The sequence below is a fragment of the Streptococcus sp. genome (assembly GCF_041802885.1).
In the GTDB taxonomy this organism is placed as follows: Bacteria; Bacillota; Bacilli; order Lactobacillales; family Streptococcaceae; genus Streptococcus.
The window spans coordinates 1-24,107 of sequence record NZ_JBHCHN010000031.1 but is presented as its reverse complement, the minus strand read 5'-3'; the positions used below and the strand labels follow the sequence as shown (position 1 = coordinate 24,107).

General features: G+C 46.6%; 21 protein-coding genes and 3 pseudogenes. 8 read left to right on the top strand and 16 right to left on the bottom strand.

The annotated features are described in order from the left end of the window. Nucleotides 1-100 (top strand): annotated as a pseudogene (locus ACEYCN_RS04475) (glycine--tRNA ligase subunit beta); the annotation flags it as partial. Here ACEYCN_RS04475 and ACEYCN_RS04470 read toward each other — a convergent pair. From ACEYCN_RS04470 to ACEYCN_RS04460, 3 genes and pseudogenes are all read right to left on the bottom strand, one after another. After that, nucleotides 99-632, bottom strand: a pseudogene (locus ACEYCN_RS04470) (glycine--tRNA ligase subunit beta); the annotation flags it as partial. The pseudogenes ACEYCN_RS04475 and ACEYCN_RS04470 sit on opposite strands and share 2 nt — an antisense overlap. Then, complete coding sequence (gene glyQ / locus ACEYCN_RS04465) at nt 632-1,549, bottom strand: glycine--tRNA ligase subunit alpha (protein WP_373713100.1); 918 nt, start codon at nt 1,547-1,549, stop codon at nt 632-634. The gene glyQ and the pseudogene ACEYCN_RS04470, both read right to left, overlap by 1 nt. Before the next feature lie 19 nt (nt 1,550-1,568). Then, complete coding sequence (locus ACEYCN_RS04460) at nt 1,569-2,330, bottom strand: elongation factor Tu (protein ID WP_373713099.1); 762 nt, start codon at nt 2,328-2,330, stop codon at nt 1,569-1,571. Nucleotides 2,331-3,134: 804 nt separating this feature from the next. Here ACEYCN_RS04460 and trpE point away from each other — a divergent pair. From trpE to trpA, 7 genes are read left to right on the top strand one after another with little or no spacing between them, the layout of a single operon-like run. Then, entirely contained in the window at nt 3,135-4,490 is a 1,356-nt protein-coding gene (trpE, locus tag ACEYCN_RS04455; protein WP_373713098.1) for an anthranilate synthase component I, read from the top strand. Beyond that, nucleotides 4,487-5,068 (top strand): aminodeoxychorismate/anthranilate synthase component II, encoded by a 582-nt coding sequence (locus ACEYCN_RS04450; protein ID WP_373713097.1) that lies wholly within the window; start codon nt 4,487-4,489, stop codon nt 5,066-5,068. The genes trpE and ACEYCN_RS04450 overlap by 4 nt, the downstream gene beginning before the upstream one ends. Continuing rightward, nucleotides 5,069-6,076 (top strand): anthranilate phosphoribosyltransferase, encoded by a 1,008-nt coding sequence (gene trpD / locus ACEYCN_RS04445; RefSeq protein WP_373713096.1) that lies wholly within the window; start codon nt 5,069-5,071, stop codon nt 6,074-6,076. After that, the gene (gene trpC / locus ACEYCN_RS04440; protein WP_373713095.1) at nt 6,069-6,836 is read left to right on the top strand and encodes an indole-3-glycerol phosphate synthase TrpC; all 768 of its coding nucleotides are present in this window, start codon (nt 6,069-6,071) and stop codon (nt 6,834-6,836) included. The genes trpD and trpC overlap by 8 nt, the downstream gene beginning before the upstream one ends. Beyond that, a complete protein-coding gene (locus ACEYCN_RS04435) occupies nt 6,823-7,422 on the top strand; it encodes a phosphoribosylanthranilate isomerase (RefSeq protein ID WP_373713094.1) in 600 nt (199 codons plus the stop codon). Before trpC ends, ACEYCN_RS04435 begins: the two co-directional genes overlap by 14 nt. Continuing rightward, nucleotides 7,400-8,602: a tryptophan synthase subunit beta gene (gene trpB, locus ACEYCN_RS04430; protein ID WP_373713093.1), complete on the top strand. Its 1,203-nt coding sequence runs from the start codon at nt 7,400-7,402 to the stop codon at nt 8,600-8,602. Before ACEYCN_RS04435 ends, trpB begins: the two co-directional genes overlap by 23 nt. Before the next feature lie 3 nt (nt 8,603-8,605). Further along, nucleotides 8,606-9,388 (top strand): tryptophan synthase subunit alpha, encoded by a 783-nt coding sequence (gene trpA, locus ACEYCN_RS04425; protein ID WP_373713092.1) that lies wholly within the window; start codon nt 8,606-8,608, stop codon nt 9,386-9,388. 94 nt (nt 9,389-9,482) lie between these two features. Here trpA and ACEYCN_RS04420 read toward each other — a convergent pair whose 3' ends face one another. From ACEYCN_RS04420 to ACEYCN_RS04360, 13 genes and pseudogenes are all read right to left on the bottom strand, one after another. After that, nucleotides 9,483-10,175 carry a methionine ABC transporter permease gene (locus ACEYCN_RS04420; protein ID WP_373713091.1) on the bottom strand — a complete coding sequence of 231 codons (693 nt, stop codon included), beginning with the start codon at nt 10,173-10,175 and terminating at the stop codon, nt 9,483-9,485. After that, the gene (locus tag ACEYCN_RS04415; RefSeq protein ID WP_373713090.1) at nt 10,176-11,240 is read right to left on the bottom strand and encodes a methionine ABC transporter ATP-binding protein; all 1,065 of its coding nucleotides are present in this window, start codon (nt 11,238-11,240) and stop codon (nt 10,176-10,178) included. Continuing rightward, complete coding sequence (locus tag ACEYCN_RS04410) at nt 11,233-12,588, bottom strand: M20/M25/M40 family metallo-hydrolase (RefSeq protein WP_373713089.1); 1,356 nt, start codon at nt 12,586-12,588, stop codon at nt 11,233-11,235. The genes ACEYCN_RS04415 and ACEYCN_RS04410 overlap by 8 nt, the downstream gene beginning before the upstream one ends. A gap of 86 nt (nt 12,589-12,674) precedes the next feature. Further along, nucleotides 12,675-13,556, bottom strand: coding sequence for a MetQ/NlpA family ABC transporter substrate-binding protein (locus ACEYCN_RS04405; RefSeq protein WP_373713088.1), 882 nt, complete (start codon nt 13,554-13,556; stop codon nt 12,675-12,677). Between the two features lie 206 nt (nt 13,557-13,762). Beyond that, the gene (locus tag ACEYCN_RS04400) at nt 13,763-14,452 is read right to left on the bottom strand and encodes a gamma-glutamyl-gamma-aminobutyrate hydrolase family protein (RefSeq protein WP_373713087.1); all 690 of its coding nucleotides are present in this window, start codon (nt 14,450-14,452) and stop codon (nt 13,763-13,765) included. Between the two features lie 338 nt (nt 14,453-14,790). Then, a pseudogene (locus tag ACEYCN_RS04395) lies at nt 14,791-15,666 on the bottom strand (ATP-binding cassette domain-containing protein); the annotation flags it as partial. Further along, nucleotides 15,667-16,521 (bottom strand): ABC transporter ATP-binding protein, encoded by an 855-nt coding sequence (locus tag ACEYCN_RS04390; RefSeq protein ID WP_373713086.1) that lies wholly within the window; start codon nt 16,519-16,521, stop codon nt 15,667-15,669. It abuts the pseudogene before it with no gap. Beyond that, complete coding sequence (locus tag ACEYCN_RS04385) at nt 16,521-17,354, bottom strand: ABC transporter permease (RefSeq protein WP_373713085.1); 834 nt, start codon at nt 17,352-17,354, stop codon at nt 16,521-16,523. Before ACEYCN_RS04385 ends, ACEYCN_RS04390 begins: the two co-directional genes overlap by 1 nt. After that, nucleotides 17,351-18,310: an ABC transporter permease gene (locus tag ACEYCN_RS04380; protein ID WP_373713084.1), complete on the bottom strand. Its 960-nt coding sequence runs from the start codon at nt 18,308-18,310 to the stop codon at nt 17,351-17,353. The genes ACEYCN_RS04385 and ACEYCN_RS04380 overlap by 4 nt, the downstream gene beginning before the upstream one ends. A 52-nt stretch (nt 18,311-18,362) precedes the next feature. Then, nucleotides 18,363-19,928 (bottom strand): ABC transporter substrate-binding protein, encoded by a 1,566-nt coding sequence (locus tag ACEYCN_RS04375; protein ID WP_373713083.1) that lies wholly within the window; start codon nt 19,926-19,928, stop codon nt 18,363-18,365. Nucleotides 19,929-20,065: 137 nt separating this feature from the next. Then, nucleotides 20,066-22,798, bottom strand: coding sequence for a type VII secretion protein EsaA (gene esaA, locus ACEYCN_RS04370; RefSeq protein WP_373713082.1), 2,733 nt, complete (start codon nt 22,796-22,798; stop codon nt 20,066-20,068). A gap of 19 nt (nt 22,799-22,817) precedes the next feature. Beyond that, complete coding sequence (locus ACEYCN_RS04365) at nt 22,818-23,300, bottom strand: DUF5085 family protein (RefSeq protein ID WP_373713081.1); 483 nt, start codon at nt 23,298-23,300, stop codon at nt 22,818-22,820. Further along, nucleotides 23,297-23,746: a hypothetical protein gene (locus ACEYCN_RS04360; RefSeq protein ID WP_373713080.1), complete on the bottom strand. Its 450-nt coding sequence runs from the start codon at nt 23,744-23,746 to the stop codon at nt 23,297-23,299. The genes ACEYCN_RS04365 and ACEYCN_RS04360 overlap by 4 nt, the downstream gene beginning before the upstream one ends. Nucleotides 23,747-24,107: the final 361 nt, after the last annotated feature.

Genomic DNA, 24,107 nt, shown 5'->3' with positions numbered 1-24,107 from the left:
TGCGGTGGCAGCAGCTATCCGTGAGCATTACCTGCCAAACTCGGCAGAGGGCGAACTGCCTCAAAGCAAGGTCGGTGCGGTCTTGGCATTGGCTGACAAATGTCTAAGAAGTCCATGTCCAGTGCCTCGTCGTCCAAGAGAACGGTCAGGGTGTGGACAGGGCGGATGTAGGCAAACTTGTTAGAGCCCCAGGTCATGCTGACGGGGAAGGTCATAGCCTTCAAGACCTCTGGAATGCCCGCCAAGACTGCCTTAGCTGGCTGACCAGCTTCGTGTTTGGTCACGTAAACATATTCTTCGCCCTTAATCTCGCGGAATTCGATGTCAGCAGTTGTCAGGCCTTTGCCACGGACAAAGCCCTCTGCCGCCTTGGTGAAGTTACCATCTGCGTCCAAGGCAATCTTCTTAGCAGGACCCTTGAAATCTTCTGTCAGGTCAGTCTGCTGGTCCGCTAAACCACGGACACGAACTGCCAAACGGCGTGGCGTTGAAAAGACATCGATGCTCTCGAAGGCCAAACGGTTGTCAGTCAAAAAGCTGGCCATGCGGTCACGCAACTGGTTCATGGCAGGGGTTACGATATAGGCAGGAATTTCTTCCAAGCCCAGTTCAACAAGTAAATTCTTTGTCATTATTCTGCATCCTCCTTCAACAATTCTGTGCGTGTGGCTTCATCCAAGAGTGGGAAGCCCAGTTTCTTGCGCTCTGCCACAAAGGTCTTGGCAACGACACGGGCAAGGTTTCGGATACGGGCGATATAGCCTGCACGCTCGGTTACAGATACGGCTCCACGCGCATCCAGCAGGTTAAAGGTATGAGAGCATTTGAGCACATAGTCAAAGGCTGGGTGCACCAAGCCCTCTTCCAAAGCCCGCTCTGCTTCTTTTTCAAATTTAGTAAAGTTTTCAAGGAGCATGTCTTGGTCTGATACTTCAAAGGAATATTTGGAATGCTCATACTCTGGCTGGATGAAAATTTCCCCGTATTTAACGCCGTCAGCCCACTCGATATCATAGACCGAATCCACTTCTTGGATATAGGAAGCCAAGCGCTCCAAACCATAGGTTACCTCAGCGGTGACAGGACCTGTCGCCAAGCCACCGACCTGTTGGAAGTAGGTAAACTGCGTGATCTCCATACCATCCAACCAGACTTCCCAGCCTAGACCAGCTGAACCAGTTGATGGGTTTTCCCAGTTGTCCTCAACGAAACGAATGTCATGTTCCAAAGGATTGATGCCCAAACGCTCCAAGGATTCCAAGTAGAGCTCTTGGATATTGGCAGGAGATGGTTTCATCACCACTTGGAATTGGTGGTGCTGATACAAACGGTTTGGGTTTTCCCCGTAACGACCATCCGCAGGGCGGCGAGATGGCTCCACATAAGCCGCATTCCAGGGCTCAGGACCAATGGCCCGCAAGAAAGTGTAGGGGCTCATGGTACCCGCCCCTTTTTCCGTATCATAAGCCTGCATGAGCAAGCACCCCTGCTCATTCCAAAATTGTTGTAAGGTCAAGATGATTTCCTGAAAAGTTAATTTTTTTGCCATAAGTTACTCCTGTTTCTTTTTAAATTTCTTTTTCTAATAATTCTTGCTGCACAAACCAGTTGAGTAGCGAAATGCTTTGGTCTGACTGCGCCCATTTATGATAGGTTTCAAAAAGTGCTTGGACCGAACCTACTTTCTCTACTAACTGGTCAATGGTGAGAAAACTTCGCCAGTACTCGTAAAAAATACTCGCGTAACCGCCTTCGTAAGTGATTTTTCCAAAAGTATCCAAGGAATGCCAGCCATGTTTTTCTTGAAAGAGGTCAACCAAGAGCTGATTACAGAACCGTTCTTGAGCAAACTCTTCCTCTGACAAAAAATACTGCCTACTGATGTACTCGACCATCCCCTCTTCAAACCAGATGTTTGCATCATAGTCCGCAAAGTCATCCAGAAAAAGGTCTGACCAATGCGCCAGCTCATGACCGATAATTTGCAACAGATGATTTTCTGACAAACTCTGATAGTGAGCACTCAGTGTCTGCAGGTTCGAACAGTCTTTGTAGCCAACTAGTTGATGCTGGTAAATCTTTTTCCAAACTGCTAAGTCTGGCGTCATGACCATGCGGATATCATTAGTGTAGGCTGGTACGGGACTTTGGCCAAGTAATTTTCTTGCGGCTTCTTCATTTGCCCAGATAAGGGCTTGGGGCAAATCATGAACTTGATATTCTTTCCTTAAGAACTGGATATAGTCATGCCATTTTGCCTCGTATTTTGTGACAAAGTGCTGATAGTTTAACAGTTGTTCTTGACTATCTACTAGATAAACGTTCTTCATCTCCTCCCTTTCATCTCTGGCAAAACAGAAAAAGAACCTCGTCTCCTTCCACCTATGCCAGTTGACATAGGGGCGTTGAGAACGCGGTTCCACCCTAATTTATTACTTCATTTGTATGTGATTTGAACCAGAAAGCGCCAATCTTGACATGTCTTCCACCTGACTCTCACTGTCTCAGGCTCGCTTGGGGTGTCTATGTCAGACCCTCTTTCCTGACAAGTATTATAGCAGAAAGTCCCTTCCCTGTCTAGTTTTTCTATTTTTCCAAGACAAATGCGCCTAAATTTCACTAATATTCAGAAAATAGTTGACATTTGGTTTTTATCTGGTACAATAAGAACAATCAGAAAGTAACATGGATTTGTTTTCAGGGAGCCTGTGGGAATTGTGAACAGGCAGCAGATTGGTGTGAAAATTGGGCTGATGATGATAGAATGAATTGGAAGCAATAGAAATTCAGGTAGGCACCCCTTATCGTGCAGCTCCTTGTTAGAGGAGAATGAGAGAATGGCAGGATCGTCTGGCCATTAACTGAGGTGGCACCGCGTTTGCAATTAACGTCCTCACACAGAGTTTTTTCTGTGTGAGTTTTTTTGTTTCATTCTAAAATAGGGGAGGTTTAAAAGACCTTCCGGGCAGCAACCCTTATCCTGCACCCCATTGTTAGATGGGGATAGAGATGGTGACTGGCTTTATAGTCCTCCGTCATCAATCGAGGTGGCACCGTGTTAACTTGCAGTTAACGCCCTCGTACAGGTTTTTTTCTGTGCGGGGGCGTGTTTTTTTATAAAGAGAGGAAAGAAGATGAGAAAGATTTTAGCAGCCGATACTCTGACGCCGATTTTGGCCTATATGCGGATTCAGGGCCGTCATAAGGTGATTTTGGAGTCTATCCCCCGTGACAAGGAAAATGCCCGTTTTTCCATCGTGGCCTACAATCCTGTCTTTGAAATCAAGTTTGAAAATGGCCTCTTGACCAATAATGGTGAGCCCATCCAGCAGGACCCTCTGGACTATCTTCAGACCCTGACCCAGACAAATGTGACCAGCGACCTGCCCTTTGCGGGTGGCGCCATCGGCTTTGTGGCCTATGACCTGATTGGTCTCTATGAGGACATCGGCCAGATTCCCCTCGACCCCATCGGCACACCGGACCTCCACTTCTTCATCTATGAATCCTTCGTCATCTTTGACCACAAGAAGGAGAGGGTCTATGTGGTGGAGGAAAATCTCTACAGCCAGCGTTCCAACGACGCGGTTCGCCAGGCTCTGGGTCAGGTAGTGACAGACTTGCAGATCCAGGCTCCCAACGAGTTTACCCCCCAGGATTTGCAGGCCCTGCAGTTCAAACACCATCTGGAGAAGGAAAGTTTTGAGCAAATGGTGACTAGGGCCAAGGAGCTGATCCGTCAAGGAGACATGTTCCAGTGTGTGCTCAGCCAGCGCTTTTCCAGTGATTTTAAGGGGGACCCCCTAGATTACTACCGCAATCTGCGGGTGACCAATCCCTCCAACTACCTCTACTTCTATGATTTTGGAGACTACCAAATCATTGGTGCCTCACCAGAAAGCCTGGTCTCCGTCAAGCAAGGCCAGGTGGTGACCAACCCCATTGCCGGTACCCGACCGCGGGGGAAAACGGAGGCAGAGGATGCAGCTTTGGCGCAAGATTTATTGGCAGATGCCAAGGAGGTGGCCGAACATCGGATGTTAGTTGATTTGGGCCGAAATGACATCGGCCGGATTGCTCAGATTGGTAGTGTCCAGGTCAGCAAGTACATGGAGGTTGAGTATTTCCGCTATGTCATGCACTTGACCAGTCTGGTGGAGGGTCGACTCCTTCCTCACCTGACCGCCCTTGATGCCCTCAAGGCAACCCTGCCAGCAGGTACCGTCTCTGGTGCCCCTAAGATACGGGCCATGCAGCGGATTTACCAGCTAGAAAAGGAAAAGCGGGGTATTTATGCAGGGGCTATTGGTTATCTGTCGGCCTCTGGTGATATGGACTTTGCCATTACCATCCGGACTATGATTATTAAAGATGCCAAGGCCTATGTTCAGGCTGGGGCTGGTATCGTCTATGATTCCATCCCTGAAAATGAATATTTTGAAACCTTGAACAAGGCCAAGGCCATGACCAGAATAGGAGACAGCAGATGATTTTACTGATTGACAATTATGATTCCTTTACCTATAACCTGGCCCAGTATCTAGGCAGTTTTACCAAAGTCCAGGTCCTCCGCAATGATGAAGAAAGTCTCTATGAAGCAGCTGAAAAAGCAGACGGCCTTGTCTTTTCTCCTGGTCCTGGCTGGCCAGCGGAGGCTGGTCTCATGGAGGCCCTCATCCGAGATTTTGCAGGGAAAAAGCCCATTTTGGGGATTTGCCTGGGTCACCAGGCCATTGCGGAAGTCTTTGGTGGCAAACTGGGTTTGGCCAAAACAGTCATGCATGGCAAGCAGAGCAGGATTGCCCTCGAAAAACCATCTCCCATTTTTGACGGGATTGACAGCGGCGTCCCCATCATGCGCTATCATTCCATTGTGGTGGAGGAATTGCCCCCAGCCTTTGACAGCAAGGCTATCACCATGGACGACCAGGAAATCATGGTCATCCAGCATCAGAATCTCCCCATTTTTGGCCTCCAATTCCATCCCGAATCCATCGGTTCCCCAGATGGTCTCAAGATGGTGGAGAATTTTGTGAGCTTGGTGCAACAGGAAAGTGAGGACAGGTAGATGAAAGAAATCTTTGCAAGACTGGCTGCAGGCCAAAATTTGACAGAAGAAGAAATGGCGGCGGTGGTTGAAAAAATTGCCACAGGTCAGGTCAGCCAGACCCAGGTAGCGGCCTTTCTCCTCGGTCTAAAAATCAAGGGGGAGAGCCCAGAAGAATTGACGGGTTTGGCCAAGGTCATGCAGGCCAAGGCCTTGGAGATCCCAACCCAGGTCTGCAATGCCATGGACAACTGTGGTACTGGAGGCGACCAATCCAATAGCTTTAATATTTCCACCACAGCGGCCTTCGTTCTGGCAGCCGGTGGCATCCAGATGGCCAAGCATGGCAATCGCTCCATCTCCTCCAAGTCAGGTTCGGCCGATGTCTTGGAAGTCTTGGGAATCAACCTCGACATGAAACCAGAGGACTTGGGCCGGGTCTTTGACCAGACGGGCATGGTCTTCCTCTTTGCCAAGAACCTCCATCCTGCCATGAAATACATCATGCCGGCCCGCCTGGAATTAGGGGTGCCGACCATCATGAATCTGACAGGACCCCTCATCAATCCAGTCCCACTCAAGACCCAGTTGTTGGGAACCAGCCGGCCTGACCTCCTGGAAATGACCGCCCAAACCCTTCAAAATATGGGAAGGGAGCGGGCCATCGTCATCACTGGTCCAAACCAGATGGACGAGGCCGCCCTCCACGGCCGCAATCAGCTGGCCCTCTTGGAAAAGGGCCACATTTCCCTCCATCATTTTGAAGCCAAGGACCTGGGCTTGACCGCTTACAGCTTAGAAGACATCTGTGGAGGAGACGCCCAGTACAATGCCCAGATTTTGCAGGCCGTTCTCCAGAATCAGCCTAGCCCTTACTTGGAAACGGTAGTCCTGAACGCAGGACTGGGCTTCTTTGCCAATGGAAAAGTCGACCGCATCGAGGATGGCATCCGTTTGGCTAGGGAGGTCATCGCATCCGGTGCTGCCCTTCAAAAACTAAAAGATTTACAGGAGGCCCAACATGGCTAAGGCATTTTTACCAAAAATTTTAGAACAAAAGGCCCTAGAGGTGGCCCAGATGCCTCTAGAGGAGATCCAGCCCCTGCGCCAGACCTATCGCCTCTATGACTTTTTACAGGCCCATCCAGAAAAATTGCAGATTATCGCTGAGGTCAAAAAGGCTAGTCCCAGCATGGGCGACATCAACCTTGACGTAGACATTCTCCAGCAGGCCAAGATTTATGAAGCCAATGGGGTGGCCATGATTTCTGTTTTGACAGACCAAGTCTACTTCAAGGGCCATTTGGATGACTTGAGGGACATTTCCAATCAGGTGGCCATTCCGACCCTTAATAAGGATTTTATCATTGATGAAAAGCAGATTATTCGGGCCCGAAATGCTGGGGCAAGTGTCATTCTGCTCATCGTGGCGGCCTTGACAGAAGAACGCCTCAAAGAACTCTATGACTATGCGACGGAGCTGGGCTTGGAGGTCCTAGTGGAGACCCATAACCGGGAAGAACTAGAGATTGCCCACCGGATTGGGGCTAGGATTATCGGCGTCAACAACCGTAACCTGACCAGCTTTGAAGTGGACCTGCAAACCAGTCTGGACCTGGCAGAATATTTTCAGCAGGGACCGGTCTACATTTCCGAATCCGCCATCTTTAGCGGTCAGGATGCCCAAGCAGTGGCCCCTCATTTTCAAGGGATTCTAGTCGGCACTGCCCTGATGCAGGCAGAGAATGTCGCAGAAAAAATCAAGGAGTTGCAGATTGACAAAGGTTAAAATATGCGGTCTTTCGACCGAAGAAGCCGTCGCTAGGGCTGTTGCGGAAGGGGCAGATTTCATCGGCTTTGTCTTTGCCGAAAGTAAACGCCAAGTGACTTTGGACCAGGCCCATAGCTTGGCCAAGGCCATCCCAGCTTCCGTCAAAAAAGTCGGCGTCTTTGTCAGCCCCAGTCTGGAGGAGATCCAACAGGCCATTGAGGCTGTCCCCCTAGATATGGTTCAAATACATGGAAGCTTCGCAGAGGAAGACTTTTCCTCCCTCTCCGTTCCCAGTATCCGAGCGATTCAGGTGCATTCGGACCTGGCAGATATACAGACTCAGGCTGACTACCTCCTCTTTGATGCCCCTCTGGCTGGAAGTGGCCAGTCCTTCGACTGGCAGGCCTTAGATACCAGCCAGCTGACCAAGCCCTTCTTCATCGCAGGGGGTCTTCATGCCCAGAATGTAGCCCAGGCCATTGCCCAGTTTCATCCCTATGCCGTGGATGTCTCCAGTGGAGTTGAGACAGATGGGCAGAAGGATGTGGACAAGATTTCTCAATTTATTAAAGGAGCAAAAAATGACATACCAGCAACCAGATAGCAAGGGATTCTATGGCAGATTTGGGGGACAATTCGTCCCAGAAACCCTGATGACCGCCGTTCTTGAATTAGACCAGGCCTACCGCCAGGCCAAGGAAGATCCAGCATTTCAGGCTGAATTAGCCGACTTGCTGAAACACTATGTTGGCCGTGAGACCCCCCTCTACTTTGCCAAGCGCCTGACCGACCACATTGGCGGCGCTAAAATCTACCTCAAGCGGGAAGACCTCAACCACACCGGCGCTCACAAAATCAACAATGCCTTGGGTCAGGTCTTACTGGCCAAGCGGATGGGCAAGAAGAAAATTATTGCGGAAACAGGAGCCGGCCAGCACGGGGTGGCCACAGCCACTGCTGCTGCCCTCTTTGACATGGACTGCACCATTTATATGGGGGAGGAAGATGTTGCGCGCCAAAGTCTCAATGTCTTTCGGATGGAATTGCTGGGAGCCAAGGTCCAGCCAGTCACCGACGGTTCCCGCGTCCTCAAAGACGCGGTCAACGCGGCCCTACGCAGCTGGGTGGCCAACATCGAAGACACCCACTACATCATGGGTTCTGCCCTGGGCCCTGCCCCTTTCCCAGAAATCGTCCGTGATTTCCAATCTGTCATTGGCCAGGAAGCCAAAGAGCAGTACGCAGACCTGACGGGCGGCCAGCTGCCGGATGCGGTCTTGGCCTGTGTGGGCGGAGGCTCCAATGCCATCGGACTCTTTTACCCCTTTGTCAATGACCAGACTGTAGCCATGTATGGAGCCGAAGCGGCTGGACTTGGCTTGGAAACGGACCAACATGCTGCCACCTTTGCCAAGGGACGGCCAGGTATCCTGCACGGGGCCCTCATGGATGTCCTCCAGGATGAACACGGCCAGATTATGGAGGCCTTCTCCATCTCAGCTGGCCTGGATTACCCAGGTATCGGCCCTGAGCACTCCTATTTTAGGGAAATAGGCCGGGCCAGCTACCATGCCATCACCGATGAGGAAGCCCTGGAAGCCTTCCGCCTCCTCTCCCGCTTAGAGGGAATCATTCCAGCCCTAGAATCCAGCCACGCCATTGCCTTGACCCAAAAAGTTGCTAAGGATTTGGGACCTGACAAGTCCATCATCGTCTGCCTCTCAGGCCGCGGCGACAAGGATGTCAACCAAGTCAAGGAACGCTTTGAAAGAGAAGGGAAGTAACGCATGACCAAGACCTTAACCGAGCATTTACAGACCATCATCGCCCAAAAGAGGGGAATTTTTGTTCCCTATATCATGGCAGGAGACCATCCACAAGGCCTGGATGGCCTAGCAGAGACCATTTCCCTTTTGGAAAAAAGCGGGGCTTCTGCTATCGAAGTCGGCATCCCCTGGTCAGACCCCGTCGCAGACGGCCCCGTCATCGAGTTGGCAGGGCAACGTAGCCTGGCCCGCGGTGTCAGCCTGACCCAGATCATCGTCAAATTGCAAAACCTGGAAACCCAGACCCCCCTAGTTATCATGACCTACCTCAACCCCATCTTTCAATACGGAATAGAGGAATTTGTGGCAGACCTGTCCAAAACACCCGTCAAGGGCCTGATTATTCCAGACCTGCCCCACGAACACAGCGACCTGATTCAGACCCACTTGGAGGACAGGGATGTGGCCCTCATTCCCCTGGTCAGCTTAACCACTGGTCTGGAGCGGCAAAAGCAATTAGTGGACGGTGCCCAAGGCTTCATCTATGCCGTAGCCATCAACGGAGTTACTGGAAGGGCCAACGACTACCGTGACAACCTAGATGACCACCTATCTCGGCTCAGGGACCTGGCTGACATCCCCGTCCTGACAGGCTTTGGTGTATCCACAAAAGAAGACATCATCCGCTTTAACAAGGTCTCAGATGGGGTCATTGTCGGCACCAAGATTGTCCGCGACCTCCATGAGAGCCGCCAGCAGGATGTCCAGGATTTTGTAGCCTTCGGAGCCAACGTTGAAAAATAAAAAAAAAGGGAGCCAGTTTTCGTGCTGGTTCACCTTTTTTTTGCGGTTTGCCTACTATTGACAAGCATCCAATAAAGAGGTTTTCCGTCATTTGCTAGCGATGGCTGAGTTTGCGGGTCAAGAGATCCCCTAGAAGCTGGATACTAAAGATAATCAGCAAAATCAGGAGGGTGGCTGTCCAAGTCACATCATGGTTGAAACGGTTATAACCGTAAGAAATAGCGACATTCCCAATACCACCACCACCGATGGCACCAGCCATGGCGGTTTCTCCTACTAGAGAAATCAGGGTAACCGTGGAAACTCGAATCAAGTCTGGCAGACCTTCGCTCAGATAGACCTTGATGAGGTCAAAAGTGGTCGCTCCAGAAGCCTGGGCTGCCTCGATGACCCCGCGGTCTAGTTCAGACAGGACCACCTGAACCTGACGGGTGAAGAAGGCAAAGGTTGCGACAGACAGAGGAACGATGGCCGCTGTTGGTCCCAAATTGGTTTTGATTAGGAAGTAGGTCACCGGTGCTAAAATAAAGAGCAAGATGATGAAGGGAATAGCCCGGAAAACTGAAGTCACCTTATCTAAGATATGGAAGACAAACTTGTTTTCCAAAACGCCACCCGGAGCTGTCAAAACCAGGAAAAGACCTGTCAAGAGACCAATCAGTCCGCCAATCAGGAAGGCCCAAACAGTCATATAAAGAGTTGTGTAAATGGCCATTAACCAGCCATCTTCTCCCCAAAGTCCAATCTTATAAACATTGGGTAAATAGGTTTGAATCAAATCACTCATCTAGGCACCTCTTTTCAATACAGTTAATTCAACACCAGCTTCCAGAATAGCTTGCTGGGCACCCTCCAGGGCATCTGGCTGGCCGGACAGGACGACGACCAACTCACCCACCGGTGTGTTGTCCAAAATTTCAATGTTGCCATACAAGATGTTGGCTGTTACTTCAAAGCGCTTGTAAATCTCATTGAGGAGTGGCTCATCTGTTGCATGTCCAGCATACTTGAGTTGAACCAAGAGAGAATTGCTGGCCAAGTCTTCTACGATGTCTTGTTTTTCAATCTTGACCAGGGCCTCATCAATCCCAGTAGCAGTGCGGATAAACTCCTGGGTCAGGGCTTGCTTAGGATGGGAGAAAATCTCCAAGACAGAACCTTCTTCAATCAAGGCTCCGTTTTGCATGACCGCCACTCGGTTACAGATATCCTTGACAATCTGCATCTCATGGGTAATCATGACCACGGTCAGGCCCAATTTACGATTGAGCTCCTGCAAAAGAGCCAAAATCTGCTTGGTGGTTTTTGGATCCAAGGCAGAGGTAGACTCGTCTGAAATCAAGATTTCAGGGTCATTGGCCAGAGCACGCGCAATGGCCACCCGCTGCTTTTGACCGCCTGAAAGCTGGGCAGGGTAATTATCCGCCCGGTCAGACAGACCGACCAAATCCAGCAATTCTTCCACTTTTTTGGCCCGCTCGATCTTGCTCAAATCAGAATGGCGCAGGGCAAAGGCAACATTTTGACGGGCTGTTTTTTGGGCCATGAGGTTAAAATGCTGAAAAATCATGCCAATCTTTTGCCGTTTCTGCCGAAGTTCAGCTGGGCTGAGTTGAACTTTTTGATTCTCAAAGGTCACCTGGCCACCGATGGTAATGGTCCCTGCTGTTGGGATTTGCAGGAGATTGATGACACGGACCAGGGTCGATTTCCCTGCTCCCGAATAACCGACAATCCCGTAAATATCCCCTCTGTTGATGCTGACGGACACATCCTTAACAGCCTCAATCACCCGTTTTTTCTGGTGAAAGGTGATGTCGATATGGTCTAGTTGAATAATGGTTTCACTCATAACTTTTTATTAACTCCTCTATCATTTCTATATGGGTCAGATAATCTGCGACCTTGACATTCTCATCGCCCCCATGGTCTCTACTGTTGGGGTGGCCAATGCCAAAGGCCGCAATCGGAACCTCCAAGGCTTCAAAAACCTGGTGCATGGGTCCAGTCCCAGCTGTGGTGGGCAAAACTGCTACCCCAGCTGGCGAAAACTGGCCAGCCAGGTCAATCACATTGAGAATGGCTGGGGCAGTCATATCACTCCGATACCCCTCTTCTCCCAGAGTATAGGTCAACTGAACCTGGTCAAAGCCGTTACGAACCAGCTGGTCCTGAATCTGCTGAAAAACTTTTTTGGGCTTCATGTCTGGGACCAGACGAACCTCAAGCTTGGCCCTAGCCTCCGCAGGCAGGATGGTCTTGACCCCTTGACCTTGATAGCCAGTCTGCAAGCCTTGAATATTGAGCGATGGCTCGAAAAAGAGGGTCTTGAGTAAGGCATCCTGGTCCTGTGTCAGAAAGGGAAGCTTTAGGTCATAAACTTGCCGCAGGTGTTGTTCATCCACTAGGGCATACTGCCTGACTAGGTCCATTTCGCGTTTGGTAGGTTCTAGGACATCATCATAGATTCCGTCTACTAGGATTTTCCCCCTGCTATCGCGTAAGCTGGACAAGGCATTGATGAGATACCAACTGCTACTGTTGATCGTGCCCCCAAACTTGGAATGGATGTCCACATTGGCGCTTTTTACAGAGGCATCAAAGGTCACAATCCCCTTGGTTCCACCTGTAATTTCCATCTGGCCCTTTTGGTTGAAGATTCCCTGCTCCCAAACCAGGAGATCGGCTCCGACTAATGTTGACCGATATTTGGCCAGATATTTTTCCAGATCAACAGAGGCGGATTCCTCAGCCCCTTCGATGATAAAGATGATATTGACAGGCAGCTCACCATGAGCCTGACGGTATTTCTCGATAGCGGTCAGACGGGCTGTGATATGGCCCTTGTCATCATCGACACCTCGGCCATACATATAGCCATCACGAATATCCAGTTGGAACGGATCGCTAGTCCAGATCTGGTCTCTATCTGCAGGCTGCACATCGTAGTGATTATAAAAAATCAAGGTCTTCGCATCCGCTTTTGCACTGGCAAAGGTGGCCATTACAAAAGGAGCTGCATAGGATTCATCCAAGATGACCTGTGCCCCTGCTGCTTGAAAGACCTCCTTGAGATAGCTGGCGGTTTCAGATAGCCCTGTCTGTTGGGCAAAGATGCTTCTCTTAGCAATCAGCTCTTTCAAAACAGACAGGTAGTGTCCCACAATTCCATCCTGTTCAACGATTTCCAGCTGTTTCATACTTTTCTCCCCCAAAACACAAATACGGCGTGCTTACACACGCCCATATTTGCCTCTATGTGAATATATTCTTTTCGCTAATGAGATTAGTTTGTAGAAGGCGCACCTTCCCAAGCTGGCACATCAACACCATTTGAAGAGTCACTGAGGATTTTAGCCACTTCATCGGTTTGGTAAGACTTAATCAAAATCTTGATAGCATCAGCCTTGTCTGATTTTTCCCAATCTTTTTGAGCAGCAATCACGTTTACCCATTGTTTAGATTCAGCATTGATTTCTTCTTTGAAGAGAACAGTTGCGTAGTCTACGCCTGCATCAACAGCATAGTTATTGTTGATGATAGCTGCATCTACTGATGTACGAGTAGAAGCTGTTTGGCTTGCATCCAATTCTTTGATGTCCAATTTCTTAGGATTTTCTGAAATATTGACCTTGGTTGCCAATTCTTCACCAGATACATCCAGTTTGATCAAACCAGCAGTTTGAAGAAGATAGAGGGCACGGCTTTCATTTGTTGCGTCATTTGGTACAGAGATGACTGCTCCATCTGGTAATTCAGAGATGTCAGTGTATTTTGCCTTATCACCATCCAAACCAGAGAAGATACGCAGTGGACTGATGAGCGTGTCTGCCGCAGCAACCAAGTCACCCTTGTTTTCTGTATTCCAGTTATTGAGGAAGTTGTAGTGTTGGAAAGCATTGACATCAATTTCACCATTGGCCAAGGCCTTGTTTGGTTGCGAGTAGTCAGTGAATTCTACAAACTCTAAAGTGAGTCCTTCCTTCTTAGCATTTTCGCTCACCTTATCCCAAAGCTGCTCAGTCGCATCTGTTTGTGTCATAATCCCAACTTTGAGTGTGTTCTTGTCCTCTTTGCTATTGCCACCTGATGATGGGGCACAAGCAGCCAAAGCTGCAACTGACAGAGCAGCTACTGCTGCAAAACCAAATACTTTTTTAAAGTTCATAAGATAAATCTCCATTTCCTAGATCAACATGTGGTTGACCTGTATTTAACTGTACCTATCTTATCATAAGAAGCTTCAAATGACTAGTAGAGATTTTTTAAGAGCTCCTTTAAAAATTTTTATGTCCTTTTTGTAATCGATATAGTTTTCGGCTATAACCATTGTTACAAAAAAACCAGTCCTGAAGACTGGTCATCATATGAACTTTACAAACTTTGCACCAAATATTCAAATAAGCGATGATTATTTGCACAGTTTTTAGCTAGAAATTCTGGGTGCCATTGGATGCCTAAGATGGACTGCTGCCCCTGGCTCTCATAGGCCTCGATGGTGCCATCACGGGGATCGTGGGCAGTGGCTACCAGACCTGGTGCCAGGTCCTTGATGGATTGGCGGTGGAGGGAGTTGATCTGGGTCCCTGCCTGAAAGAGCTGGCTAACCCGGCTATTGGGACGGATTTCCAGAGAATGAGATGTCCCACTGACATCCTCCTGCCAATGGCCTTGAATGGATTGGTGTAGACTGCCGCCCAAGGCCACATTAAGCAACTGCATACCACGGCAGACCGCAAAAATGGGTTTCTTTTGGCGCAGGGCTTCCTTGATCAGGGCCAATTCAAACTGGTCCCTGGCCAGAGAATAGTCATCACTGTCGATTTCCTTTTCTTGACCATAAAAACGGGGATCCACATGTTGGCCGCCAGACAGGATGAGCTTATCGACCATATCCACATAGTCCTTGGCTAATTCAGGATTGCCAATCGGAATGACGATGGGCAATCCACCTGCCTGCTTGACTCCTTCAGAGAGATCCTTGGCCACTGCCACGTATTTGATGCCAGACATAGCCGGCATTTCCTTTTCATTTCCTGTAATTCCAACAATGACCTTGGCCATATCTGCACCATCCTTTCCAAAGGTTTTTTTCTATCTTAACATGCTCCTTTCTTTCTGTCTAATATATAAAATTTAAGAGGGGATAAAGATTTTTAAAGGAAAAACGAGTTTGGGACAAAAGTAGTTCCAAACTCTATTTTTTCGTTTTAGATACTTATAGCGCAGTGGTTGAGTGGGCTCTATTGCGCTGATAAATCAGCTTTTACAGCCCTATACGATTGATGCGAACAGAGTTCGCTCCATTTCCAACCTCCAAAGGTTCCCCAAACCTTTGGAGCTGTGCGGAGGTGGGACGACGAAATCGAATTTCTCCGAAAGTACCGATTTCTGTCCCACTCTCGCTTGGATGTTCTTACAAAATGATCCTTGTCCAGCTCCACCCAGTCATCATCAGCGGACAATTCAAAGTCCTGAACCTGGCTGGATATCTGCCGCAGTTGCTGGCGGGCCAGGCTGGGAGAAAGGGAAAGGTTGGCCGACAAGAGGTACTGGGTATAGGGATGCTGGGGATTGGCAAAGAGTTGGTCAGCTGGCGCCAACTCGACCAAGGCCCCCTTGTAGAGGACGGCAATCCGCTGGGCAAAGTGTCTGACCACTGTCAAATCATGGGAAATAAAGAGGTAGGAAAGGTCAAATTCTTCCTGCAAGTCTGCCAGAAGCTGCAAAATCTGGGCCTGAATGGACACATCCAAGGCAGATGTCGGCTCGTCACAGACCACAAATTGGGGACGGCTCACCACTGCACGGGCAATGCCAATCCGCTGGCGCTGGCCACCACTAAAGGATTTGGGCCGTTTATGCACAGCATCTCCAGTGATGCCCACCCGCTCCAAAATCGCCAAGGCCATCTTCTCAGCCTCCTCCTTGGGCCACCTGTAAAGGGGTTCCTTGACCAAGTCCAAGGCAGATAAGTAGGGATTGAGGGATGAGTAGGGATCTTGGTAGATGATTTGTAAGGCCTGGTTAGCCAAGTCTTCCTGGCTAAACCCAACATAGTCCACCTGGCCCTGACTGGGTTGCTCCAGACCAAGAATCAACTTAGACAGGGTGGACTTACCACTGCCTGATTCCCCTACTAAGCCCAGTGTCTCCCCCTTGTAGAGGGTCAGATTGACACCATCCACTGCTAGCTGATATTGGTCTTGACCAAAAATGTTTTTCTTGCTGTATATTTTTTGAACATCACTGACGGTGATGAGGGCTTCCTTGGGCATCTAGTCAAGCTCCCTTCTAACAAAATGAGTATCTGAAACCGCCACAAGCGGGCCGTCTGGGTAAGTCGATGGACTGTCTTGAAGCTCTTCCCTGTCCAGACGAGCTGCCTGCAGGAGTTCTTGGGTGTAGGGATGCAAGGGATTGTCAAAAATATCATCGACAGTCCCTTCCTCCACCACCTGGCCAGAACGCATGACCTTGACCTGGTCGCAAAGACCTGCAATCACACCAAAGTCATGGCTGACAATGATGACCGTTAGACCCAGACTTTCCTGCAGCCCCTTGATCAGGGCCAAAATCTGAGCCTGGATGGTCACATCCAGAGCCGTCGTCGGCTCATCAGCAATCAGAACCCGTGGCTCTGCCAAAAGAGCCATAGCAATCAAAATCCGCTGCCGCATGCCTCCAGAAAATTCAAAGGGATATTGGTTGAGGCGCTGTAGGGGATTGGGGATGCCAACCTTTGACAGAATGTCCAACATCTTTTCCTGACGCTCTTGAGCGCTCAAACCTGGGCTAAAACGCTCAATGATTTCTTCCAGATGGTAGCCGATCTTGCGCAGGGGATTTAAGGAAGTCATGGGGTCCTGGAAAATCATAGCCATAGGCAGGTGCTCATAATCCGAAAGAGGCCTGCCTTCCAACTCCAGACGGTCATAAGTTACCTGCACTTCTTTGGGTGCAATGCCCATCATCGACTTGACGGTCAAGCTTTTTCCGCTGCCGGATTCTCCAACGATACCTAAAATTGTGCCCTGGGGAACCGAAATAGAAACATCCTTCACCAGAACTTGGGACTGCTTGCCCTTCTTGGTGTGAATGGTCAGATTTTCTAAAGAAATACTGCTTATCATCAGCTCACCTCCTTCCGCAAACTATCTCGAATCAAATCCCCTATATTATTGAAGGAATAAATGGTCAAAAGGATAAAGAGACCTGGCAAAATCGCCATATAGGGCGCACTCTGCAAGGTGGATTGGGCATTTTGCAAGAGACTTCCCCAAGAAGCCAGAGGTTGCTGGATACCAATCCCTAGGAAAGAAAGGGCTGATTCCGTCATGATGGCGGACGAAATACTGCTGCTCGCTGCCACGATGAGAGTGGGCAGGATAGAGGGCAAAATATGCCGCCTAATAATGGTCAAGGGTTTGACCCCGATAAAGCGAGCATAGCTGACATAGTCATGGGTCTTGGCTGATAGGGTCTCCGCCCGAATCAGTCTCGAAATCCGCATCCAGGAGAAACCGCCAATCACGATAATAATGGTTGTTAGGCCTGGCTTCAGAAAGACACTGAGAACAATGACCAACACCAGCCAAGGAATGGAAGAGAGGACATCAACCGTCCGCATCAGGATACTGTCCATCAAGCCCCCAAAGTAACCTGCTACAATCCCGACCAGACTTCCAATCAAGACTGAAGCCAGCATGGCTAGAACCCCTACCAAAAGGGAAATTCGACCACCATAAAGAACTCGGGCAAAGTAATCTCGGCCCACATTGTCTGTACCAAACAGATGGTCGAGGCTAGGTGGCTGATTCATCTGACTGACATTGGTGGTATTGGGATCCAAAGGCAAGACTGGAGCCAGAAGAGACAAGGCCACCAATAGGAGCAAAAAGAGGACGGAAAAGAGATAGAGAGGTGAGGAAAACAACTCTTCCTTTAACTGTTTAAAAAACATCAAGACTCACCTCCTCTGCTAATACGGGGATCCACAATAGAATAGAGAACATCGGACAGGAGATTGCCCAAAATCACCAAGCTAGCGGAAAAGAGCATGACCGCCATAATCACAGGATAATCCAAGGCCCTCGTTGCCGAAGTCAGGTAAGGCCCCACTCCAGGCCAAGCAAAGATGGTTTCCGTAATCAGAGCTCCCGTAACCAGCATAGGCAGGGCCATCCCGATTTGAGTAACGATTGGAATCATGACATTACGGACAACGTGCTTGCCAAAGATTTCCTTCTTGCTAGCCTGAAAGGCCTCCTGAACAGTCACATAATCCTTGTCCACCTCCACGATGGCAGAGGTCCGGATATAACGAATCAAATCCGGCATAAAGGCCATGACCAGGGTCAAATAAGGCAAAACCAGATGAGAAAGGTAATCCCCAAAATCTCCTTCCTTCCCTAACGTATGCATCCCAACAAAGGGGAAGAGATTGAGCCGATAGCCAAAAATATAAATCAAAATCATGGCAAACCAGAAGGTTGGTACAGCAATGCCCACTGAGGCAAAGCCATCAATGGCACGGTCCAGCCACTTGCCTCGATTGGCCGCAGAAAGAAGCCCTAAGCCAATAGCCAAAAGGAGGGCCGTCACATAGGCTGGCAGGACCAAGGCCATGGTATTGGGGATTTTCTCTGCCAGATCCTCTGCGATACTGTGATGGGTCAATAGAGAATTTCCAAAATTTCCATGCAAAACATTATTCAACCAGACAAAATACTGAACCAAAAATGGCTGATTAAGGCCATTCTGCTCCTTCAAAATCTCGACTTGCTCAGCTGTCATATTGGGTGTGGTGAGAGAGTCAATGACATCAAAAGGGGCCAGCTGAATCAGGGAAAATACGATAAAGGAAATCATCAAGAGAAGGGGAATGGCCTGGGCCACTCGCTTAAGAATGTATTGAAACATAGTACTCCTATAACGCGGACAAGACTGGCAAAGCCAGTCTCTGTCCTATTTATTAGTCTTCAATCGTTAGATGCGACGGATCTTCAAAGGTATAGATTGGTACCAGACCAGCTTCTTTTACCCCTTTAACCCGTTTATTAACAGCCAAAATCTTCTTGTTGTCCACAATTGGATAGATAGCCGCCTCGTCAGCCAATGCTGCCTGCAAGTCATCATAGATGGCTTCCCGTTTGGCCTTGTCCAGCTCCACTGCTCCTTTTTCAAAGAGACCATTGATGGTGTCTGAATTGAGCTTGAAGTAGTTAGAAGCCCCACCCGCTTTGAACAGACGGGCATACTGATCAGGGTCATTTCCCATGATGTAGCCACCCAAGAAGAGTTTGTAGGCAGTGGACCCTTCCTTACGCAATTCTGTAAAGAGGGCAGTTGAGTCGCCACCGGCCAACTCCACCGTGATACCTACCTTAGCCAACTGTTCTTGAATCAGGGTTGCCTGCAAGCTTTGAGCAGGATCAGACGAGTTAAAGCCCAAATTGAGCTTGAGGTTGCTGACACCAGCTTCTGCTAGAAGAGACTTCGCTTTCTCAATGTTTTGCTTATATTTTTCTACCTTTTCTGTTGCATAAGGGTTAGCAACTGGCAGGAAGGAATATGGCGTTTCATAATATTTCTTATCTAGGTAAGCCGCCTGGTTCATCTCATCCTTGTTGAGGGCAAAGAGGATGGCTTGACGCACACGAACATCGGACAATTCTGTGGTCGATGTGTTGAGACCTAGATAACCAACACGGTTTTCAGTATAGGCATAAGTCTTGATATCCTTACTCTCTAAGTCTGCGATATCTGTAGGGAGGACAAAGGAAGCATCCACTTCACCAGTTTGTAAGGCTACCTTCCGGGTATCTGCACTCGTAATGATGCGCAAGACAAGGTTATCAATCTCCGGTTCTCCCTTGTAGTAGTGCTCATTCGCTTCCAACTTGATATACTGACCATGTTTATACTCAACAAACTTATAAGGACCTGTTCCCACTGGTGTGTTAGTCAGTTGGCTAACAGAAAAATCTGGTTCGTCATTATAGACATGTTCTGGGATGATATAGGTTTCTGTCACAATGTTATCCAAGGCTGGAGCGCTCACCGCTGGTAGGACAAACTTGACAGTGTAATCATCCACTTTTTCAAAAGTGACTGGCTGCCCATTGATATAGAGACCATCGGCATTACCATTTTCTTCCTTAACCTTTTGCTGGTAGGTAAAGATGACATCATCGGCGTTGAAGGCTTCGCCATCAGACCACTTGACATCCTGGCGCAATTTAACCGTGATGCTGAGACCATCTTCAGCAATCACATAGCTTTCTGCCAGTTCATTGACATAAGAACCATCTGCCTCTACCCGAATCAGTGGGGAATAAAGGAAGTTCGTCAAGGTCAAACCCCAACGGTCGCTGGTATTAATGGGATTGGTCGAACTTGGGTCCCCGTCAATAGCATAGGTAAAGGTCTCTGTGTCCGCAGACGAAGAACTTGTTGTTGTTGATTCACTGGACCCGCAAGCTGCCAAACTCACAATCGCCACAGCCACAAAAAGTCCACTTATAAGTTTCTTTTTCATATCCAACTCCTTTAAAGTGTTCCTTGTCATCATACCAATAAAAGAGAAGCTTGTACAATATAAAAATTTTAAATGGACTTAAAAAAAATATATAGAAGAACAAAAAACCAACCTTACCGGTTGGTTCTTGTTATTGGCTATAGCAAAGCATTTCGACCTCTAAAATGATTAACAATCAGAGTGACCACAGCTCCTAAACTTAGACCAATTAAAAAGATTGGAATCCATGAATAGTCTATTGTTTTCTTTGGTACCTCTTCTACTACCTTGTTCGTTGTATCAGTAATTTGAATAGGATTTGCAAAGAAATTAAATAACTGATTGGCATCTACTCCTTGCGTACGAGTATTTGCTAAAATTTTTGAAAAGCCTTCTGTATAGGAGCGATTTTCATCTAAACCTGTCTGACTCGTATCCGATAATGAATTAGTATTTTTGATTACGGTCTGTACATTACTTTGAATTGATTTTGCATCCGCAACAAGGTTCTCAAACTGTTGGGAATTATTTTCAATAGCCTTAGACCCATTAGCTATTGCGTCTACTGTATTAGATGTTCCATCAATTAGGTTTTTAAACTGATTGTAAAGGGAGTCATCGTTATACTCATAAAAGGCCATATTATTACTCTGGTCTTTAGTTAAACCAAAATTTAGAGTATCTCTATGATCCTTCCAACTATCGTAAATTCCTTGTATAATTCCTTTAGTTGATCCATACCACAGTTTCAAATCATTAATCTCAGCATTGAAGTAATTTTCCGGAACCTCTGCTCCACTGATATCCTTTATTTTAGCATCTAACTCTTTGATAAGGAGATCTAGATTGACAATTGATTGGCTAACGTCGCTAATGTTGCTCTCTCCGATACCTTTAAAATCTACGACATCCTGCATCGCAATTCGATTGGCCAAACTACTAATTTGAATATTGCCATACATAGCAAAAACAGAATTAGGACTTGCTGATTTAAAACCTTCAGCAGTTGAAACACCTAATAAGCTATCAAAGGTCGCACCAGGAGCTCCATATAAAAGTGTAATCATTTGAGAGGACTTTTCTATATTTTGGAAAAGAGTTAAATATGTTTCAAATTGATCATTTGCTACATATTTATAAAAATCCTCTTTAGAATCCTTAGGATACAACACGAATGTTTCAGTTGATTTGAGAATAACATGACCATCTTTATTAGTCCACTCAATAAACAATTGACCATTTGAAAGCTCTTCTAAGCTGACATCTAGTACAATATCAAACACTTTCGCATCCGTTCCGCTACTATTATCCAACTTGATAATCCCGTTTACAGCAAGTGGACTGACAGTGCCAGTTGGAAGAGCTGAAGATTGGTAACTATCTCCTGCTGGTACTGAAATTTGAAGTACTTTTTTAGCTGTTTGCTTGGTAGTTGCACTCGCAACAAAGGGAGCAATAGATACTCCACCCGTCTGTACCCCGAATGCTTGAGCATATTGGGCAATCAATTGTAGACGTGATTTATAATTTTGACTCTGTTGCGCAGTAAGCACCTGATTCCCAACTAAAGTATCTAGTTGATAATCAGCGGCGTTCACAGAAATCCCTGCAAGCATATTGTTCAATTGCGTAATATAGGCAGTTGAAGATAGGTTATCTGTGGAACCGAAAGACTGACTAAGTTTTTGGGCAAGTGCTAAGCGAGCATTCACTTCTGTTTGATTTACTTTTAGTTCATCAAGAACTGTCTTTAAATCTCCGCCTGAACCATTCTCATCAGGTATCGGTATTTCAATAGTTTGATTAAAGAATTGTTGGTAGAGCTTCTTCTCCAGTTCAATTAAATGTGCACGCTCTGTAATCAATTGATTTTTTTGACTATTTAGTAGAGAAAGTGCCTCGGACAATTTTCCTTGATAATCATTCACTTTTTTTTCCAAAGCATTCAAAGCCGGATCTTTGGGGTCTGTTTGTCCGACCGTAGTAGGTGCTGGTTGTTCTTGATAAAACAGTGCTAGTTGCGACAAGATATTCGTATTTAACTTGTCAAACTTTTCAAAATCCAACTCCTCCTGTTTTGCAATAGCAGCTTGAGCATTTTTTAAATTCTGACCAGAAGCCGAATTATAGTTTTTAACATATTGTTCAATAAGCGGAAGCTGCCCATTTAATCCTGAATTTGTCTGCTTAAGGATATTTGTTGTAGAAGTAACAAAACTATTCTGAGCTGTAATCATCGATTGGTTAAGAGAGTTAAGTGTTGTTGTCCCTGAAATTAAACTACCATACTGTGGAGCCATATTTTCAAATGGAGTCTTCACCTGATCAGTCAGAGTAGTTACAAATACTTCTTGATTTTGTAAACTAGCATTCATCTGATTCTCAGCTTCAGCTAAGCTATTGGCTACACTGGCATAATACATTTCAACAACATCACTATTAAGATTATGCAATGCGGAGACAATCTCATCTTGTAAAACAAGTGTCGCCAACCGATCCGACTTAGCTTGTACTTTATATTCCACATTAGCTTTTACTGGATTAATATTTTGGAAAGTTAGGATATCCTGTGAAAAACTTTGGGGTAGATAGATGACAGCGTCAACCGTACCTTTTTCAAAAGCTGTTGTTGCCACAGAACGTGAAACTACCTGCCATTCATACTTGTCATCGCTAGATACCTGATTGACAAATTCCTTACCAAAATTGTATTTTTTCCCATTAAAATCAGAACTTGCATCTTCATTTACAAGAGCAATAGTCGGTGTCCTTGCCTCAACAACCTCTTTTTCTGACTTGATACTGGAATAACCTAAGTACCCTGCAGAAGCGATTAAAACAACTGACCAAAAGAGTATTCCAAGACCTCGCAAACTCCATTTCTTTTTCATGATAAATCTCCCCCTTGTTCTAAAAGCCAAAAACTTCTTCCTCTTCCACTGCCTTCTGAGTATAACCGAGGAAAATTTCTACATAACTTGAGCCATCACTTGGAATAACATGATAAAAAGGAGTATTTATTTCCAAATCGTTCTCCTCCAAAGACACTAGCAGTAGAGCATATGCCCTTTCAGTCATGATATTGAAGTCCCCCATCACTCTTGTTTTAATCAATGATTCTACAATAAAGTAAGAAGAAAAACGATACCCAGAAAGAGAGAATATCCCTTCAGCAATAGGAAGAAAAAATTCAATATCCACCATTTCATCCAAGGGAGTATTGTTCAAACTATAAAAGACTGGTCCTTTTATCGTATAACCTGCATCTACAATTCCCTCTATAAAAGTTTGAAAATGCTGTTCAAATTCTAAGTAATGAAAGGTCACCCGTTTTCTCACAACATTCTGGTGAGCAATTTTCTCTACTTCTCGAACACTTGGAACTAACTTCATAAGTTTTCACTAACCTCACAATACAAATCAGTAACCTGATCTCCACACAGGTCCAGTACTACGTGGTAAATCGTCATCAGAGTACAATTATCCTTAGCAATCTTTTCCTCAATTTCCTTATAAGGAAACTCTTCATCTTGATTGTAGTGACGGTAATAATAGTCCGTTGTTAAATTAAACTCTTCTTGATAGAAAAAGGGAAGAGAATCATCTAAAACCTCTATTTCATTACCAATCGGTACCATAATCAAAAATTCACCAGACTCATCATAAGGATTGTATTTGTAGACAAGTGGGCCATCAAAATAACAACCGTTCTCAATTAAAAACTGTTTAAACGGAGCCATTACCTCAACGACATTCTCAAAGATATCTCCTTCTGGATCAACCGTAGCATCAAAACCAGCTAGATGATGGAGATTTAGTTGACGTTTTTTAAATTTCATTTTTTCACCTTTATTACGAAAATTATTTTGAAAAACTATACAGATATAGTATACCATTTTTATATGAAATGAGCACTCATTTTTTCACCCCAGTTCCAAACGTTTTAATTTCATAGAGAAACTCGAGTCACGATTAAGAATTGAAAATAGTTTTTGTTTCGTTCTTGTGAGGTGTGTTGATGACTTGTTTGCATTTATCTCTTTTGTTTCTCTTTATTTTTTCGTATCTTCCATAGAATGATGCGGATAAGCCAGTATAAAAGTATTCCTATTGTTGCCAGACGTAGAGGAAATTCCAGAGGGTTATTTTGTTCGTTCAGTTTAAGACCCAAATAAATAATTCCCAAAAACAGACCTGCTT